The sequence below is a fragment of the Clostridium rhizosphaerae genome (assembly GCF_016765585.1).
Taxonomy (GTDB): Bacteria; Bacillota; Clostridia; order Clostridiales; family Clostridiaceae; genus Clostridium_AT; species Clostridium_AT rhizosphaerae.
This window is the reverse complement of record NZ_JAESWC010000001.1, coordinates 628,967-645,937: the sequence shown is the minus strand read 5'-3', so window position 1 is coordinate 645,937 and position 16,971 is coordinate 628,967. Positions and strand designations below refer to the sequence as shown.

General features: G+C 30.2%; 15 protein-coding genes and 1 riboswitch. Of the genes, 11 read left to right on the top strand and 4 right to left on the bottom strand.

The window, feature by feature from the left end; genetic code table 11:
- Positions 1-49: 49 nt before the first annotated feature.
- Together glcT and JK636_RS03085 are read right to left on the bottom strand one after the other, a co-directional pair.
- Positions 50-889 (bottom strand): glucose PTS transporter transcription antiterminator GlcT, encoded by an 840-nt coding sequence (glcT, locus tag JK636_RS03090; protein WP_202747363.1) that lies wholly within the window; start codon positions 887-889, stop codon positions 50-52.
- Between the two features lie 158 nt (positions 890-1,047).
- On the bottom strand, positions 1,048-1,707 hold the full coding sequence (locus JK636_RS03085) for a hypothetical protein (protein ID WP_202747362.1): 660 nt from the start codon (positions 1,705-1,707) through the stop codon (positions 1,048-1,050).
- Positions 1,708-2,093: 386 nt separating this feature from the next.
- Between JK636_RS03085 and JK636_RS03080 the strand changes: the two genes are divergently transcribed.
- The 8 genes from JK636_RS03080 to JK636_RS03045 all read left to right on the top strand — a co-directional run bounded on the left by JK636_RS03080 (position 2,094) and on the right by JK636_RS03045 (position 9,619).
- Entirely contained in the window at positions 2,094-2,894 is an 801-nt protein-coding gene (locus JK636_RS03080) for a flagellar motor protein (RefSeq protein WP_338025723.1), read from the top strand.
- Entirely contained in the window at positions 2,891-3,646 is a 756-nt protein-coding gene (locus JK636_RS03075) for a flagellar motor protein MotB (protein WP_202747360.1), read from the top strand. Before JK636_RS03080 ends, JK636_RS03075 begins: the two co-directional genes overlap by 4 nt.
- 324 nt (positions 3,647-3,970) lie before the next feature.
- The gene (locus JK636_RS03070) at positions 3,971-4,171 is read left to right on the top strand and encodes a hypothetical protein (RefSeq protein ID WP_202747359.1); all 201 of its coding nucleotides are present in this window, start codon (positions 3,971-3,973) and stop codon (positions 4,169-4,171) included.
- A gap of 137 nt (positions 4,172-4,308) precedes the next feature.
- Entirely contained in the window at positions 4,309-4,701 is a 393-nt protein-coding gene (locus JK636_RS03065) for a bacteriohemerythrin (RefSeq protein WP_202747358.1), read from the top strand.
- Between the two features lie 120 nt (positions 4,702-4,821).
- Positions 4,822-4,923: riboswitch (purine riboswitch) on the top strand.
- A 124-nt stretch (positions 4,924-5,047) separates the two neighbouring features.
- Complete coding sequence (locus tag JK636_RS03060) at positions 5,048-6,385, top strand: NCS2 family permease (RefSeq protein WP_202747357.1); 1,338 nt, start codon at positions 5,048-5,050, stop codon at positions 6,383-6,385.
- Positions 6,386-6,649: 264 nt separating this feature from the next.
- Complete coding sequence (locus JK636_RS03055) at positions 6,650-7,390, top strand: tRNA1(Val) (adenine(37)-N6)-methyltransferase (protein WP_202747356.1); 741 nt, start codon at positions 6,650-6,652, stop codon at positions 7,388-7,390.
- Positions 7,391-7,515: 125 nt separating this feature from the next.
- Complete coding sequence (gene rsmI / locus JK636_RS03050) at positions 7,516-8,358, top strand: 16S rRNA (cytidine(1402)-2'-O)-methyltransferase (RefSeq protein ID WP_202747355.1); 843 nt, start codon at positions 7,516-7,518, stop codon at positions 8,356-8,358.
- A 145-nt stretch (positions 8,359-8,503) separates the two neighbouring features.
- Positions 8,504-9,619 carry a C40 family peptidase gene (locus JK636_RS03045; RefSeq protein WP_202747354.1) on the top strand — a complete coding sequence of 372 codons (1,116 nt, stop codon included), beginning with the start codon at positions 8,504-8,506 and terminating at the stop codon, positions 9,617-9,619.
- Positions 9,620-10,335: 716 nt separating this feature from the next.
- On the opposite strand, the gene JK636_RS03040 is transcribed toward JK636_RS03045, so the two are convergent.
- Positions 10,336-10,581, bottom strand: a complete 246-nt coding sequence (locus tag JK636_RS03040) for an AbrB/MazE/SpoVT family DNA-binding domain-containing protein (protein WP_021654677.1) — start codon at positions 10,579-10,581, stop codon at positions 10,336-10,338.
- Between the two features lie 1,371 nt (positions 10,582-11,952).
- Here JK636_RS03040 and JK636_RS03035 point away from each other — a divergent pair.
- The gene (locus tag JK636_RS03035) at positions 11,953-13,023 is read left to right on the top strand and encodes a permease (RefSeq protein ID WP_202747353.1); all 1,071 of its coding nucleotides are present in this window, start codon (positions 11,953-11,955) and stop codon (positions 13,021-13,023) included.
- Between the two features lie 142 nt (positions 13,024-13,165).
- Positions 13,166-14,716, top strand: coding sequence for a hypothetical protein (locus JK636_RS03030; protein WP_202747352.1), 1,551 nt, complete (start codon positions 13,166-13,168; stop codon positions 14,714-14,716).
- Between the two features lie 47 nt (positions 14,717-14,763).
- Here JK636_RS03030 and JK636_RS03025 read toward each other — a convergent pair whose 3' ends face one another.
- On the bottom strand, positions 14,764-15,657 hold the full coding sequence (locus JK636_RS03025) for a selenium metabolism-associated LysR family transcriptional regulator (protein ID WP_202747351.1): 894 nt from the start codon (positions 15,655-15,657) through the stop codon (positions 14,764-14,766).
- A 153-nt stretch (positions 15,658-15,810) separates the two neighbouring features.
- On the opposite strand from JK636_RS03025, the gene anmK reads away from it, so the two are divergent.
- Positions 15,811-16,962, top strand: a complete 1,152-nt coding sequence (gene anmK, locus JK636_RS03020; protein ID WP_202747350.1) for an anhydro-N-acetylmuramic acid kinase AnmK — start codon at positions 15,811-15,813, stop codon at positions 16,960-16,962.
- Positions 16,963-16,971: the final 9 nt, after the last annotated feature.

Here is a 16,971-nt window from a genome sequence, read left to right as displayed (position 1 = left end):
AAAAATAAAGTATATATAAATTAGCAAACCACTAATTCATATATACTTTTTATTTGCTTTCCGTTAGTTTTTGCAAATGAATTGCTATGTACCCAATTTCATCAGGTACAACCTTTACTTCAAGACTATCTTCTATTATTTTTCCTATTTGTTCTGCTAATTTATAGGAAGCTTTATATTTTCTTTTTATAGCAGTTAAAAGTTCATTTTTAATTGGTGAACTTTTTAAAAGTCTTTCAATTGCAAATCTTAAATGAATAATAAATCTAGCATAATCTAAAGAATCTCTATCAAGCTCAATATTTAAGTTATCTTCAACAAACTCAGTTATAGTATTTGCGAGAAAAGCATACTTTATCGTATTTGATAGAGTACCTTTATTTCTGGCGGAATGTATATGTAAGGTTATAAATCCGGTTTCACCCTCAGGAATAGATATACCAGTACGTTTTTCTAAAATAGATACTGCTTTTTTTGCGATTTCATACTCTTTCTTAAATAAAACCTCTGTCTCGACTAAAAAAGGATTAACAATTTCATTACTTTCCTTTAACCTCTTTAATGTAAAGAAAATATGGTCGGTCAAAGAAATATGTATACTTTCATCAAGTTCTTCAGTAAATTCTTCACTTATCATAGAAATAATTTCTTCACAGATAACTATGATATCTTCATCAACTGTCTTAATTAATTGATTAAATTTATTTTTATTCTGAGGATCTTGAATAATAAATGTTTTTTCAATACTTTTATTCAAAGCTATTTCATCGCCAGCGTGTTTTCCGAAACCAATACCTTTTCCAAACAATATTTTTTCAACATTGTTGTCAATTACTAAAATAATGTTATTGTTAAAGATTTTTTGCACAATATAGCTATTATCCTGCAAGTTATCACCACTCTATTCTTATTTTAAATAAAGATATAAATTCAAAATTATATTTTCTTACCTAGTATTATACAATAAAAATTGTAAAAAATGTATGATTTATTTACAGAAGTTTTCAATATACAAAAAGGTATGCTGATAAGCACACCTTGAAATTTCTATGCAATTAATATTTTAAAGTTATCAGTAATTATTTTTTCTATATCTAAGTTTGTTTCCTTTAAAGATATATTCCATTTAGAAAGATTTATCTTTTTTAACTCATCTATCATTAAGCATGAAATATCATTATATATAGCAGATAATATATTTTCTTTAAAAATTCTATAGTTTTTACATTTGTTTATGGAAAGTTGTGTACAGTGCTGAGGTAGAGTTATAAGTCTAACTTGATTTTCTTCAAAGGATGCTTTTTTGTTTAGTATATAATCTCTTCTAACACAGGTTAACTCATTCTTAAAAACAGCTATAATATTGAATTCTTCGAAGGTGATATGAGCTGTATCATCCATTGCATGAACTCTAAATATTAATGAGTGCTCATTATAAAATCCTCCATTATGAGGTTTATTTTTTGGTGAAAATTTCAGAAAGCTTTTTCTAAGCTGTATTTTATCATAACCTGAATTTTGACTATTGTAATCAGTCACAACTTTTTCAATTATTTTATCTACAAAAACTTTTGAGTTATAATTGTATGTTCCATTTTGTTCGAAAACAATATCGTTGGTTTTAGTCACTAATTTTAGCTTTTTTGAGTTATCATTACGTATCTCATGGTTAAAAACATCAATATAACCATGTAATAAATAGATCATATGAATACCCCCTATTTTTACTAGTCTTGTAAAAGTATTTAGTAAAATCACCCCATAAAATAATAAATATAAGTGTTATCGTTTACAAAGATATATAAATTAAATAAAGTCCTTTATATATATAATGCCACAAAATACAAAATAGTTCAACTTTTGTGACAACTTATTTGTAAAAATTTACTTGTCTTAAAAAAGTGGTTACATTAAATACAAAGCTGCTTTAAAATGTAACTCAAATATAAGTTTTTGTGGAAATATTGTGTTTATATACATAATATTGATTATTTGATAAAATGTTTATGGTACTAAAGAGTTTTGTTTTAAACACGAATATTATAAATATATAATAATTACGAAAGTTATGGACTTGGGGCACAAAGGAGGATATAAAAATGTCAGGAATTATAGCTATTGTACTTGGATTTGCAAGTTTAATATTAGCATTTATAATGGAAGGTGGCCATTTGATGGCTCTTTTAAAGCCTACGGCAGCTATAATAGTTTTTGGTGGAACTATTGCTGCAGTTATGCTTTCTTTTCCGATAGGAACAGTTAAGAGAATTGGAAAAGTTATGAAAGTTGCTTTTACAGCCAAAGATAAAGATTTATCTCAATTAATTTTATATTTTAAGGATTTAGCTTTCAAAACGAGAAAAAATGGATTGCTAAGCCTGGAAGGTGAGATTTCTGTAGATGACAAATTAGACCCGTTTATTAAAAAAGGTCTTCAGATGATAGTGGATGGAGTTGAACCACAATCAGTTAGAGAAATTTTGGAATTAGAAGCGGATATGACCTCGGAAAGACATAAGGCTGGGGCCGCTATGTTTGATTCTGCAGGAGGTTATGCCCCAACAATGGGTATTATAGGTACTGTTATGGGTCTTGTTCACGTTTTGGGTGGACTAGCTAGCAGCAGTCCAGATCAATTAGGTGAGAGTATAGCTACTGCTTTTATAGCTACGTTGTATGGTGTTGGAACAGCTAATCTATTGTACCTTCCTTTAGGTGGAAGATTAAAAAATATTGATAAACAAGAACAAACAGAAAAAAATCTTATTATTGAGGCCATCTTGTTTATACAAGAAGGAGTTAATCCAAATACTTTAGCAGAAAAACTTAAAGGTTTCTTAAATAAACAGGAACTTCTTAAACTTGAGGAATTAGACAAGAAGGTGGAAGCATGAGAAGAAAGAAGCATGATGAGTCCCATGAAAATCATGAGCGCTGGCTTCTTACATATTCTGACCTAATAACGCTTCTTATGATATTCTTTATAGTTATGTACTCTATGAGTAATATAGATAAAGAAAAATATAAACAGGTTGCTGCAGGACTTAGTTCGGCTATGGGTGGCGGTGGTTCTACTATTATAGGCAAAGACAGCGGGACACCGATAAATCAAGATACTTCTCCGACAAATACAAATGTGGTAGATATGCCTGAAGAACAAAAGCTGGAGCAAGTAAAGCAAGCTGTAGACAAGTATCTGAAAGAGAGTGGTCTTAGCGACAGTGTAGTTACTACTATAGAAACAAGAGGATTGGTTTTGAGCTTTAAGGATTCTCTTTTCTTTGATAGCGGCAAAGCAGATATAAAATCTGAGCAGGTTAAAAAGCTTGTTGAAATAGGCAAAATGTTAAATCAGCCTATAATAAATGATAGTTTTATAAGAGTCGAAGGACATACAGATAATATTCCTATTAATACTTATTTATATAAATCTAACTGGGATTTATCTGTTATCAGGGCAAGTAACGTTTCACAATTATTAATTAATCAATCAGGCATAAGACCTGACAGAGTATCGGCAGCTGGATATGGAGAATTTAGACCTAAATCAGACAATAATACAGAAGAAGGAAGAGCTTTAAACAGAAGAGTAGATATACTAATTATGAACACAAAGTTTAATGAAGTAGAGAACAATAAAAAATAAGTATTAAAGGCATATATGTTGCATAACGCAATGTGTATGCCTTTTTTACTCTTGTCCTATTTATACATATAATAAACTGCAATATATAAGTGTTCCTATCAATACTTATATATTTAAATCTAATTGGGATTTATCTGTAATTAGGCCGAGATCTGATACAATACTGAGTTAGGTAAAGCTAACAATAGAAGAGTAGATATAATTATTATGAATACAAAGTTTAATGAGGTTGAAAATAATGCAAAGTAGAACAGTAATTTTTTGTTTATTCCCTTCATATAATTAATTGCAGAAATATAAAAGTTAAAATTTTGGGGGATAGACATGGCTGTTTACGGAAAAGATGAAAAAAGATGTGCAACCTGTATATATTGGAAAGGGAAAAGAAATGTGGAGTTTCAATATATAGAAACCGACGAATGTGATGGAAAATGTGGATGTTCTGATGGCTTTTACAATATTAAAACTACTCAAAGCTCAGCCTGCAGTGACTGGAATGGGTTTTCAAGTAAAAATGACAACTAGCATATAAAGCTTGTTGTCTTTTCTATTTGGAAAGTTTATATAATATTAGTTGCAAATGTTACTGAAATAATATTGAATTTATGATATATTATTTGTTTGGAACTGTATAAATCTAATAGAAGTAGGGGGATTTGTTTATGTTAAAATGGAAATCAGATTATGAAACGGGAGTTGTATTTATCGATGAGCAGCATGAAAAGTTATTTGAAATAGGAAATAGAGCTTTTGATCTGTTGAAAAACAACATTTATGTGGACAAGTATGATAAAATAGTAGATATTATTCAGGAACTTAAAGATTATACAGAGTTTCACTTTAGTTCTGAGGAAAAATATTTATTAGAAACAGGATATAAAGGTTTTTTTGCACATAAGGTAGAACATGATGATTTTATTAAAAAGTTTGATGACATTGACTTTAATCGTATTGACCAAGGTCAAAATGAGTATATCATGGAACTTTTAAACTTTATATCTGAATGGATAAGTGAACATATACTAGTTAAGGATCAGCAGCATAGTCATAAGTAAAATTGCGAAAAATAAGATAAAAATTAATAATAAAATTCGGATTTTTAAAAAATAAATATTGATTTTTGTAGATAAATAGTATAATATTTATCTATAGAAAGAAATAAGCGAACAATAAATAATTCTCGATAAGAATATACCCGTATATGCTTGGTAATAAGGTCCAAGCGTTTCTACCAGACTACCGTAAATTGTCTGACTATGGGTGTTTATAGGTATCTTAGCATATTTATAAACTCCCTGGTAAACGGGGAGTTTTATTTATGCTCAACTTTCTAATAAACTTAATTCTTCAGGTTTATTAACATCTAAACCAAAGAAAATTTAAAATATTAGGGGGATACCTATGGTAGAAAATACTGTACGTTCATCAGAAGAAACAACAAACAACGGATTACTTGAGAGAGTATTTCATCTCTCGAAAAACAACACAAATATTAAAACAGAAGTTCTTGCAGGATTAACAACCTTTATGACAATGGCATACATTTTAATTGTTAATCCAAGTATATTAAGTAAGACAGGAATGCCTGAAGCAGCATTATTTACTGCTACGGCCTTAGCTTCATTTATTGGAACAGTTATTATGTCCTTTGTAGCTAATTATCCTTTTGGAATGGCTCCAGGTATGGGACTAAATGCTTTCTTTACTTTTACAATTTGTATAACCATGAAGTTTTCATGGAAAACAGCTTTAGCAGCATCATTAATAGAAGGTCTTATATTTTTATTTCTTAATTTATTTAAGGTAAGACAAATGATTATTGACAGTGTACCACAAACCTTAAAATATGCTATAAGTATTGGTATTGGATTCTTTATATCCTTTATTGGACTTCAAGATGCAGGCATTATAGTTGGTAATCAAGCAACATTAGTAGGACTAGGAAAGGTAACCAGTCCAACAGTATTGTTAGCTTTAGTTGGAATTATATTAATTGCTGTATTATATTATAGAAATGTAAAAGGCTCTTTTATAATAGGAATGTTAGCTGTGTATGTATTAGGTATGATATTTGGAGTTGCTAACCTCCCTAAAGGTATAGTTTCTATGCCTCCATCAATAAGCCCTATATTTATGCAATTTGATTTTAAGAGTGCAATGGTAATAGGTATAATACCTGTTATTATAACCATGCTTTTTATAGATATATTTGATAGCGTTGGAACACTAATAGGACTTGCTTCTAAAGCAGGATACCTTGACGAAAAAGGAAATGTTAAAAATGCTGATAAAGTTCTTACAGCAGATGCTATAGGTTCTACAATAGGAGCTTGTCTTGGAACATCTACACCAGTTGCATTTATTGAGTCAGCAGCCGGTATTGCAGAAGGGGGTAGAACTGGACTTGCTGGATTAACTATAGGAGTACTATTCCTTCTATCACTTTTCTTTGCTCCATTGCTTACAGCAATACCATCTTTTGCTACAGCTCCAGTACTTATTGTTTTGGGACTTTTAATGATGGAACCTATAACAAAAGTCGATTTCTCTGATTTTACTGAAGGATTACCAGTATTTCTTACTTTGATATTAACATTATTGACTTATTCCATAACAGATGGATTAGCTTTTGGATTCCTTTCCTATGTGCTTATTAAGTTATTTACCGGTAAGGCAAAGGAAATTCCTAAACCAATGTATGTTATTGCAGCATTATTTATAGTAATGTTTGTAATATAGGTTTTCTCCTATTTGAAGCATCTTGCAAAGGATGCTTCTTTTTTTATAGAATTTTAACGGACAGGTAGTCTCTTGTTTATGATCACAGTAAAATATATAATATATACAGTGCAAAAGTTCTAATACAATAATGATGTCGTAAAAATCTTTGAAGACTGGCTATTTTGTGACATCACTAATGTAAGAACTTTACTGCATTATATATTAGACAAATATATTATGGAAATAGAAATTTTGATTTATTATAGATGAAAGAGTGATTATATGTATTTTTTAAAAGAGGATGAAACTTTAGATGATCTTCAGCTTGGAGGAATTTATGTTATTCAAAAAAAAGAAGCTTTTAGATTTGGTGTAGATGCAGTTTTGCTTGGAAATTTTGCGAAAGTAAAGAGAGGCACGAGAGTAATAGATTTATGCAGCGGCACAGGAATTATTCCTTTTCTAATAGCGGGAAAGACTGAAGCCTCATATATTACTGGTGTGGAAATTCAAGAAGATATGGTAGAAATGGCAAGACGTTCTGTGGAACTTAACAAGCTTCAAGAAAAGATGGAGTTTATAAATGGAGATTTAAAAAACTTGCAGCTTCTGAAATCTATTCCTAAAGCTGACATAGTAACAGTAAATCCGCCATATAAGCTTCAGAATTCAGGAATTATAAATCCTAATGATAAAAATGCTATAGCAAGACATGAAATATGCTGTACATTAGAAGATGTTATTATTGCCTGCAGAGTTTTATTAAAAGATAACGGTAGAATGTATATGGTTCATAGACCAGAAAGACTTGCAGATATCTTATGCCTAATGAGAAAACATAAAATAGAACCTAAGCTTATTAGAATGGTTCACCCGAGTACAAATAAAGCACCTAATATTATGTTAATTGAAGGACAAAGAGATGGAGGAGCTTTCTTAAAATGGCAGCCGCCGCTTTATGTTTACAATGATGAAGGCGGGTATAGTGAGGAAATAAATAAAATTTACGGAAGAATAAATTAATATCTACAATGCAAAAGTTCTAATACATTAAAGATGTCCCCAAAATCCTTGAAGATTGGATATTTTGTGACATTATGAATGTAAGAACTTTATTGGATTATATATATCTAATGGAGGTGCTAACAATGTCTGGGAAATTATATTTAGTTCCTACACCAATAGGAAATTTAAAAGACATAACTCTGAGGGCTTTGGAGGTTTTAAAAACAGTTGATATTATAGCGGCAGAGGATACGAGGCAAAGCTTAAAACTTTTAAATCATTTCGAGATTAAGAAAACTCTTATAAGTTACCATCAGCATAACGAGCAAGGCAGAAGTGAAGATATTATAAATAAGTTAAAAGAAGGAATCAGCATAGCTATAGTTACTGATGCAGGTACTCCAGGAATATCGGATCCTGGAAGTGTAATTGCGCAAAGATGCATAGAAGAAGGAATAGAGTTTGAAGTACTTCCTGGTGCAACAGCTATAACCACAGCATTAGTTTACTCAGGATTAGATACTACAAAGTTTTTATTTAGAGGTTTTTTGCCTCGAGAAAATAAGGATAGAAAACCCGTTATAGAAGAGCTTAAAGATAGAAGGGAAACCTTGATATTTTATGAAGCACCACATAGACTTTTAGATACATTAGAGTTTTTGAAGGATAATTTGGGAGACAGAAAAATATCTATTTGCAGGGAACTCACAAAACTTCATGAAGAGATAATAAGAGTAACTCTCTTAGAGGCAATAAAATATTATGAAGAAAAAGCTCCTAGAGGAGAATATGTACTTGTAGTTGAAGGAAAAAAAGAAGAGGAGATAGAAAAAGAGGAAAAAGCTAAATGGGAGCATATGACTGTAGAAGAGCATATTAAAAAGTATATTGATGATGGGTTAAGTAAGAAAGATGCCATTAAGAAAGTATCAAAGGATAGAGGTATATCTAAGTCAGAAATATATAAAAGTTCTTTTGATATATAGAGCTTTGCTTTATTATGGAATATTAGTAAAACCTATAATAAAACATGTAAAAAACACATATTTCCATTGTTGAATTTTATACTTTAGTGTTATAATGAAGTGGTGAAAAATTTACATACAAATTCAAGGGGAAGGGGTGTAGCTTTTGAATAAGAAAATATTAGCACTTTTGCTAGCTCTAGGAATGGTTACTTCAGTAAGTGTACAAGTTTTTGCTGAGCCAAGTGAAAGCGAGCTTAATAGTAAGTTAAAACAGCAGCAAAGCCAGCTTCAAAACAGTAAAAACTCACTTAAAGGCATTCAAGATAAAAGAGAAGAGCTTGAAGGCAAAATAGAAATGTTAGACGTTCAAATAGAAGGTCTTATGAGACAGATGAGTGATACTAATAAAAAAATAGATCAAACACAAAAAGATATAAAAGCTGCCGAAAATGATATCAAAAAAGCAGAAGATGATATGAAAGATGAAAAAGAATTATTTAATAAGAGAATGAGAGCTATGTATGTAAGCGGTCTTGATGGATATTTGGATATTCTTTTGGATTCAAAAGGATTAAATGATTTCATTTCCAGAATAGAGGCTGTAAGAAGTATAGCTGAAGCAGATAAAAAAGTTATTGCTGATTTAACTGCTAAAAAAGATGAAGTAAATAAGAAAAAACAATCATTAGACGATCAAAACAAAAAGCTTTTGGCAATGAAGACTGATAATGAACAAAAGTTGGCCAAGCTTAATGAAAATAAAAGCAGTCAGGCTAAGATAATTACAGATTTACAGGTGCAGGAAAAGCAATATGCTTCTCAAAAATCAGAAGCTCAGGATATAGTTAATGCCACTTTAAAGCAGATACAAGATATTAGAAATAGAGTTCCTAAGTATGATCCTTCTAGAGGTGCAACCGCATTTTCAAATGATGCCGTAGTAGCCTATGCGGCTAATTTTTTAGGGACAACCTATGTTTATGGCGGAACAACGCCATCTGGATTTGATTGCTCGGGTTTTGTTCAATATGTATATAGACATTTTGGAGTTGACCTTCCAAGAGTAGCGGCAGATCAATCTACCGTTGGAACTTTTGTATCGAGAGATCAGCTTCAGCCTGGTGATTTGGTTTTCTTTAAAAGGCCTGGACAAGAAGTTCACCATGTTGGTATGTATGTAGGAAATAACTCTTATATTCATGCTCCTCAGACAGGTGATGTAGTTAAAGTATCATCACTTACCAGAAGTGATTACTATATAGCTAGAAGATTAAAATAACAAAAAGTATGCTAAGATTTTTAGCATACTTTTTTTCATGAAATTATAAGTAGATTGCGAAATAAATTGCCGCAGGCTTTAAAACATCTTAGGTGAACTTAAAATACTTTTAGCTTGGTCAGAAGAGAGGCTCTAAGCTTTTCAGCATTACTTCGCCAAGAACATGAGCAAAGTTATCAATGAAATTAAAATATTATTTTCTACACCTGCTCTTGGTCTTTACACCCAACCTATATATCTTATACGCAATTATAATTATATATCTATTTACTCAACGATGATTTTATAATTAAAACTTTTTAATACTTTGCGCTGTTTAATAATAGTGTTGATATAAGCATGTTCTTTGACATTGTAGAAAGTAAATCTAATGCAAACCAGTATGGCTGCAGTAAATATTTAAATATTTTTATAGGTTTATATATAAATATAGGAATGATAAAAAGGCTTTTTAACAAAGCCTAATATTTAACCTGATTAACTAGAGAAGAACAAAAGTATTATAGGCCTCTGCTTTAAAGTATGTAGTGAGGTGTGGAAAGAATCACTAAGATTATATATTATTTTCTATGCAAAGCCCTGCAGACTTTAAAGCGCAGACTTCTGCTATTTTATTTTGAAGCTTTTTAAGTTATAAAAAAATTAAAACCCACAGTAAAGCCTGTGGGTTGGGGATAGAGTGTATTAATATATGTGAAAACTAAATTGCAAAATGATTATTTATCTGATTTTAATTCGTTTAAGCAGCTCTTACAAATGTTTTTACCTTTGTAGTTAACAACGTCTCTTGCATCTCCGCAGAAAATACAAGCTGGCTCGTATTTCTTAAGGATGATTTGCTCACCGTCAACATATATTTCTAATGCATCTTTTTCTGCAATATCTAAAGTTCTTCTAAGCTCTATTGGAATAACTATTCTTCCTAATTCGTCTACTCTTCTTACTACTCCTGTTGATTTCATAATCTCTCCTCCTAATGTTTACACCTTTCGACATTTGTTCAATTAAATAATAACAAATATGACATAAAAAGTCAATATATTTTATTTGAAATTTAAAATAAAATTACAAATTTCTTACTAAATTCCATCTAAAGTTAATATACTACCATATTATTCAAAAGTCAATATGTTTTTATAAGAAAATACAAAATTTTACTGTACCTGCAAAGCTTGTACCTTCAAGCTTGGACAAAATTTTTATTGAATATATATACATAAATTTTAATCTGGCTTTAATATTTAATTATATTAAATAAAATAGTAAATAATTGGTTTAGTCAAGAAAAATGTCGAACAAATACATAAGTTTTACTAATTTAATAAAAATAAGTTTCAAAATTTATAATAGTTAAAAAATTAAGAAATAGATAACTATACATAATTTATTATAATATGAAATATATGGTTATAAAAATATAAAGAGTGTTATTTGTAGATTAAAATTAAATGAAAATGTAAAAAATAAGTAAATTTTCAGATTAGATATTAATAATTTATATAAAATTATAGAATAAGTTTTCCGCTTTCAATGAAGCTTTTATTTCATTTTGAAAAAATATTAACTATATATAATTCAAAACTCTAATATAGTAATTATGGATCTAAAGATTTAAGATTTTATTATGTAATAATGGGAAGATTTTATTGTACTATATATATTTTAATGACGGTATTAATTTTTAAAAAATAATTTACAGCAATTGGAACATAAGAAAATGAAAAATATAAAAATTGACAGAGCCTGATATAAAAAAATATGATTATTCCACAGAGTGTTATACAAGTTATTAACAAAGAAAATGTGGATAATGTTAATAAAAAATATGTCTTCTCATAAGAAATTAACAAAATCAACGATTTGGAGTTATCCACAAAAACTGTGCATAAATTATTAAAAACTGTGGACAACTACAGAATAATGTGAGTAAATCCTCTTTATGAAATAATTATTGTGGATTAAATCATTTTTTTGAAATATTGAAGTGTCGAAATATAAGGAAAAAGCAAATTAAAAAATCACTTACTCAAATATATATTCATATTAAAATATATATATAACAAAGGAGGAGGCAAAATGAATTGTGAATATATTCGTAAGCTTCAAAGAGTATGTGCGTTTATACCGTGTTATCTTAGAAACACAGGAAAAGTTACAAATGTATGCTATAAAGATGGAGGGATTGCACTATAATTAAACAGAGCATTCAGGATAAGGATTATATATAAAAAATACAAATACATGAGCAATCAACTATTTGTATTTTTTATTAGACATTTGTTTCATAGTAAATATAATTAAAGGTGCAATAGTATATTAATAGGGGGAATAAGATGTCACAAAATTTAGCAACATCAAAACAAACATCAAAGAATAAAGCATTGTATGTAATATTACCTGTAGTATTTTTACTTGTAGCAGTTATTGGCCTTTATATAGTAAAATGGAATCCGTATTATTCAAAAGCTTTTAAAGCTGCTTCTGCGCATTCTATTGGAGACTCTATTTTAAGTGGAAAAAAACAAGCAGCGCCAGTACCTTCCTGGGCAGCAGCTTGGGGATATACAGTTACTTATTTTAATGCTGTATGGAAAGCGGTAGTACTTGGATTATTATTAGGTTCTTTAATTCAGGTTGCTATTCCTAGAAAGTGGATAAAAAAGGCACTTGGAGGAGATGGATTTGGAAGTACTGCAGTAGCTGCAGGAGCATCGCTGCCAGGCATGATGTGTTCTTGTTGTGCATCACCAGTTGCAGTAGGACTTAGAAAAAGCTCAGCCTCAATTAGTGCTGCGCTTGCATTTTTGCTTGGAAATCCAACTTTAAATCCAGCAACAATAATTTTTATGGGTTTTGTACTTGGATGGAAGTTTTCTATATTTAGAATTGTAATGGGACTAATTTTGGTATTTGGTATTTCTACATTGGCATCGAAATATGCTAAAGAAGATATAATCAAAGAAGATGTTATAAGCAGCCTAGATGAATCTGACGAAGAAGGAAATATTTTTGTAAGATGGATTAAGGCTTTAATTCAGTTAGTGATAGATACAATTCCGGCTTATATCATTGTTGTTACGCTGCTTGGAGCTGCTAGAGCCTGGTTGTTCCCAGTCATAGGAACTACGTGGTCTAACAGTATTTTAACTATAGTATTGCTTGCTATAACTGGAACGTTATTTGTTATTCCTACTGCTGCAGAGATTCCGATAATTCAGACACTAATGCATTTTGGATTAGGAGTTGGGCCTGCAGGGGCACTGCTTATGACATTACCATCAACAAGCCTGCCTTCATTACTTTTAGTAAAACGAGTTTTCCCAAAGAAGGTTTTGGCATTTGTAGGTTGCTCAGTTGTTGTTTTAGGTATAGTAAGTGGACTTTTAGCAATGATAGTTTTATAAGATAGAATAATTAAAAAGTTGTCGCGATATCTAGATAAGAAGATATCGCGATGGCTTTTTTTCTTAGTTTTAATTTATGTTATTTTTAGAAAAATATAGTATAATAGTAATAAAATAAGACAAACTCTTGGGGGATATAATTATGAAAAAAAGACTAGTGATATTTTTTACAATAATAGTTCTAATTTTGGAGATTTCTATGCATTATGTTATAAATCTTAATGAAATTAAAAAATCTCCTTCAGACTCTTGGGGTAAAGAAGTGCTGCTTGATACAGCAGATATACAATATGTGCCGAAAATAGTAAAATTTAAAAGTAATTATGTTGTTGCATATAATGACGGACAAGCTATAAAGCTAATTACTACAGATAATTATGGCAAAAAGTTAAACGAGAAAAGCTTTCAGATTAAAAATCAAATACCATATAATATAACATTGATTACAGACGATAATAAGATTTATTTAAGCTATATAAAATATGACAATACAAAAAATATAGAAACAATGACATTAGATGATAAGTTTAATATAGAAAAAAATAGTGAAATTAAGAATGTAACTGATTTAATACAAATAGATGAAAAGGTTATGTTAATATCATATGAGGACAGAATAGAAATTAAAGATATAAGAAATAATTCTACAGCCACTATTAAGGAATCAAATACTAAGTTTCTTATGGGAACTAAATATAATGACAAATATGTAGTAGCATATGGGAAGCAGGATGGAAGTTATTTATACTCATTTGTAAGAGATGGGAAGGCAGATGTGCCAAAACTCGCCGGAAAATTAGATGAAACAAGTAAGGTGACTTTTTTCAATGCAGCAATTTCTGTAGATGAGACTACCGGGTATATTCTGGCAGAGTACAGAGTAAGCGGTGAATTTGGTGGGGCAAGAGAAATAAAGTTCTCTCTTTCAGATAAGAGTTATGAAACCGGTGAGTTTATGATTAATGGTGAAAAAACTTTTATATCTAATGTAATTCCATATTCTAATGGAAAAGATGCAGGTATATTGGCAAGTACATACATAAGCAGAGGAAAAAAGAATGAATATTTAAATCTGGCGTCAATAAATTTAAGTGGAGACAGAAAAGTTATACCGGTTTCTAGAGTAAGAGGATCTGTTGTTTATGAAGAGGCTCATGATGATAAAGTAGTATTTTGTCAAGCTATAGAAAAGGGTAAGACAAATCTTTATATGACCTCAAGTAATGCTGAATTTATAAAAGCAAACAATGATTTAAGAAATGATGAGTATAAGGTGGCTTTCTTTGAAACACTGGAAAAAGTGCTTTATGGATTTACCTATATATTTGTTTATGGTATTTTGTGGTTTGTGCCTGCAGTTATTTTTAATGCTTTTTCATTTTTGTTTGCATATAAGTGTAAGCCTATTATATCAAAAATTTGGTTTATATTAAGCTATATAATTGCAATAGGTCTAAAATGTTATTTTATAAGCGATGTATCCTATGGGAAATTTAAAAGTTTTATGCCTAATGCTTTAAGTTTTCCGGTAGGTATGGCATTCTGTGTATTGCTAAGTATAGTATATGGTATCTATGGGTATGTAAGATTTAACAAGGACACAGAGAATAACATGATGATACTTGATTTCTCGGTAGCCTTATTTCTAGATACTATAGTCACATTAATTTTCTTTGTTCCGTTTTTTGTATAAAATAAAAAGTTCAATATAGGTTTTTATAAAATCCTATATTGAACTTTTTATTTGAATTTATAATAATCATTGCAAAGATCAAAAAAAGCCTTAGCTGATGGTGTTAAAGTTCTTCGAGAACTAGTAATTAGATACATATACCTTTTTAAAGATATGTCTTCAATTTTGCTGAATTTTATACTTCCAGAAAGTATATAATCTTCACATACCTTTTTTGACACTATAGAAACGCCCACTCCTCTTTTGACTAGCTGAAGCAGAGCATCTAAGCTATTAACCTCACAGTATATATTTAAGTTTTCAAGATCCAGCTCAGATTCTAAAATGGCTTTTTCAAAATTCTTGCGAGTAGCAGAATTTATTTCCCTAAAAATAAATTTGCAATCTAACAGCTTGTTTATAGAAATTGTATCGGGTAGATTCAAGGAAGGTTTTGATATAAGTACTAGCTCATCTTCAGTAAGCTTATAACAGTCTATTTTTTCATCTTTGATGAAGCTTCCTATTATACCTATTTCACAATTGAATTTTAAAATATCTTCAATAATCTCACCAGAAGGCTGCTCAATTATATTAAAACTTACATCAGGGTATTTTGATGAGAACTTATCAATCAGTAAGGGTACTATAGAATTACAGGGAGTACTGCTTGCCTCTAAAGTAAATCTTCCTGAAATACTGTTATTAAAGCTTGAAAGATGTGAAACAGCAGTGTTTCTTGTATTAATTAAGTCTAAAGCGTATTCTAAAAAAGTCTCACCATAGGAGGTTAAAGAAACTTCTTTAGATGTTCTATCAAAAAGCTGTACATCAAGTTCTTTTTCAAGAGCTGAAATCTGAGCACTTATTGTAGGTTGGGATAAAAATATAGTATTTGCTGCCTTTGAAAAGCTTTTATATTTAGCAACAGTGATAAAGGCTTCAATCTGTTTAAAGTCCATTGTAAACATATCCTCTCTAAAAACTGATATAATATATTATATCAGTTTATGTAATATATCTATAGAGAAATGTTTAAAACATTGCTATAATATATGTAAGTTTGTTTCGTAAAACATAATATATTATAAAATTAACTTACAGGTGGTGGATTTATGGAAAAGTACATAGTCGGTTTAATGTCTGGTACATCTTTAGATGGTATAGACTCTGCTTTAGTAAAAATAAGCGGTTCAGGAGAAAATACAAATGTAGAGCTTATTGATTTTATAAACAAAGAAATACCAGAAGATATTAAAAATGAAATTATGGATTGTTTTAGTGTTACAAAGTCTAACGTTGAACTTATTTGCAGCGTAAATTTTAAACTTGGATATTTATTTGCGCAGGCAGTAAAAGAGGTTTGCAGTAAAGCAAATTTTGATATTAGTAAACTTGATTTAATAGGTTCTCATGGTCAGACAGTTTATCATGTTCCGAAAGGTCATGATAATATTATTGAATCTACACTTCAAATTGGAGAGCCTGCAGTAATAGCTTATGAAACAGGAGTAACCGTAGTTTCTAATTTTAGAACAATGGATATGGCAGCAGGGGGACAGGGAGCGCCTTTAGTTCCTTATACAGAGTACCTTCTATATAGAACTGATAAAAATAGAGCTCTTCAAAATATTGGAGGTATAGGCAACGTAACTGTTATACCTAAAAAATGCAGTATGGAGCAAATGTATGCTTTTGATACCGGTCCAGGAAATATGATTATGGATGAGGTAACTAAAAGACTTCAGGGACAAAAGTATGATAAAGGCGGCTATTTTGCTTCTTTGGGAAAAGTAAACGAGGATATGCTTAAAGAACTTATGAGTATTGAATATATTAATGCAGAGCCGCCGAAGACAACAGGAAGAGAATTTTTTGGCAGCCAATTTGTAGATAGACTTCTTGAAAAGTGGGGTAATCTCGAAGCTAATGATATTATAGCAACAGTTACTATGTTTACTGCCAAGTCTATTGCTTTAAACTACAGGGAGTTTGTGTTTAACGCATATCCTATTGAAGAAGTTATTCTTGGAGGCGGGGGAAGTTATAATAATACGTTAGTTAGTATGATAAAAGAACTTCTTCCGGAGTGTAAGGTTATGATACAGGAGGATTTAGGATATTCCTCTGATGCTAAAGAAGCAATAGCTTTTGCAGTTTTAGCTAATGAAACTATAAATGGTAATGCAGGTAATGTATTAGGGGCTACTGGAGCTAAAGAGAGGGTTATTTTAGGGAATATTACACCTGTTCCATATAAAAGATAGAAAACTCTT

Bases quoted from the DNA above. Each gene is read 5' to 3' on its own strand.
- JK636_RS03085 (WP_202747362.1), bottom strand. From the start codon at position 1,707: ATGATCTATTTATTACATGGTTATATTGATGTTTTTAACCATGAGATA.
- JK636_RS03075 (WP_202747360.1), top strand. From the start codon at position 2,891: ATGAGAAGAAAGAAGCATGATGAGTCCCATGAAAATCATGAGCGCTGG.
- JK636_RS03070 (WP_202747359.1), top strand. From the start codon at position 3,971: ATGGCTGTTTACGGAAAAGATGAAAAAAGATGTGCAACCTGTATATAT.
- JK636_RS03065 (WP_202747358.1), top strand. From the start codon at position 4,309: ATGTTAAAATGGAAATCAGATTATGAAACGGGAGTTGTATTTATCGAT.
- JK636_RS03060 (WP_202747357.1), top strand. From the start codon at position 5,048: ATGGTAGAAAATACTGTACGTTCATCAGAAGAAACAACAAACAACGGA.
- JK636_RS03055 (WP_202747356.1), top strand. From the start codon at position 6,650: ATGTATTTTTTAAAAGAGGATGAAACTTTAGATGATCTTCAGCTTGGA.
- rsmI (WP_202747355.1), top strand. From the start codon at position 7,516: ATGTCTGGGAAATTATATTTAGTTCCTACACCAATAGGAAATTTAAAA.
- JK636_RS03040 (WP_021654677.1), bottom strand. From the start codon at position 10,581: ATGAAATCAACAGGAGTAGTAAGAAGAGTAGACGAATTAGGAAGAATA.
- JK636_RS03035 (WP_202747353.1), top strand. From the start codon at position 11,953: ATGTCACAAAATTTAGCAACATCAAAACAAACATCAAAGAATAAAGCA.
- JK636_RS03030 (WP_202747352.1), top strand. From the start codon at position 13,166: ATGAAAAAAAGACTAGTGATATTTTTTACAATAATAGTTCTAATTTTG.
- JK636_RS03025 (WP_202747351.1), bottom strand. From the start codon at position 15,657: ATGGACTTTAAACAGATTGAAGCCTTTATCACTGTTGCTAAATATAAA.
- anmK (WP_202747350.1), top strand. From the start codon at position 15,811: ATGGAAAAGTACATAGTCGGTTTAATGTCTGGTACATCTTTAGATGGT.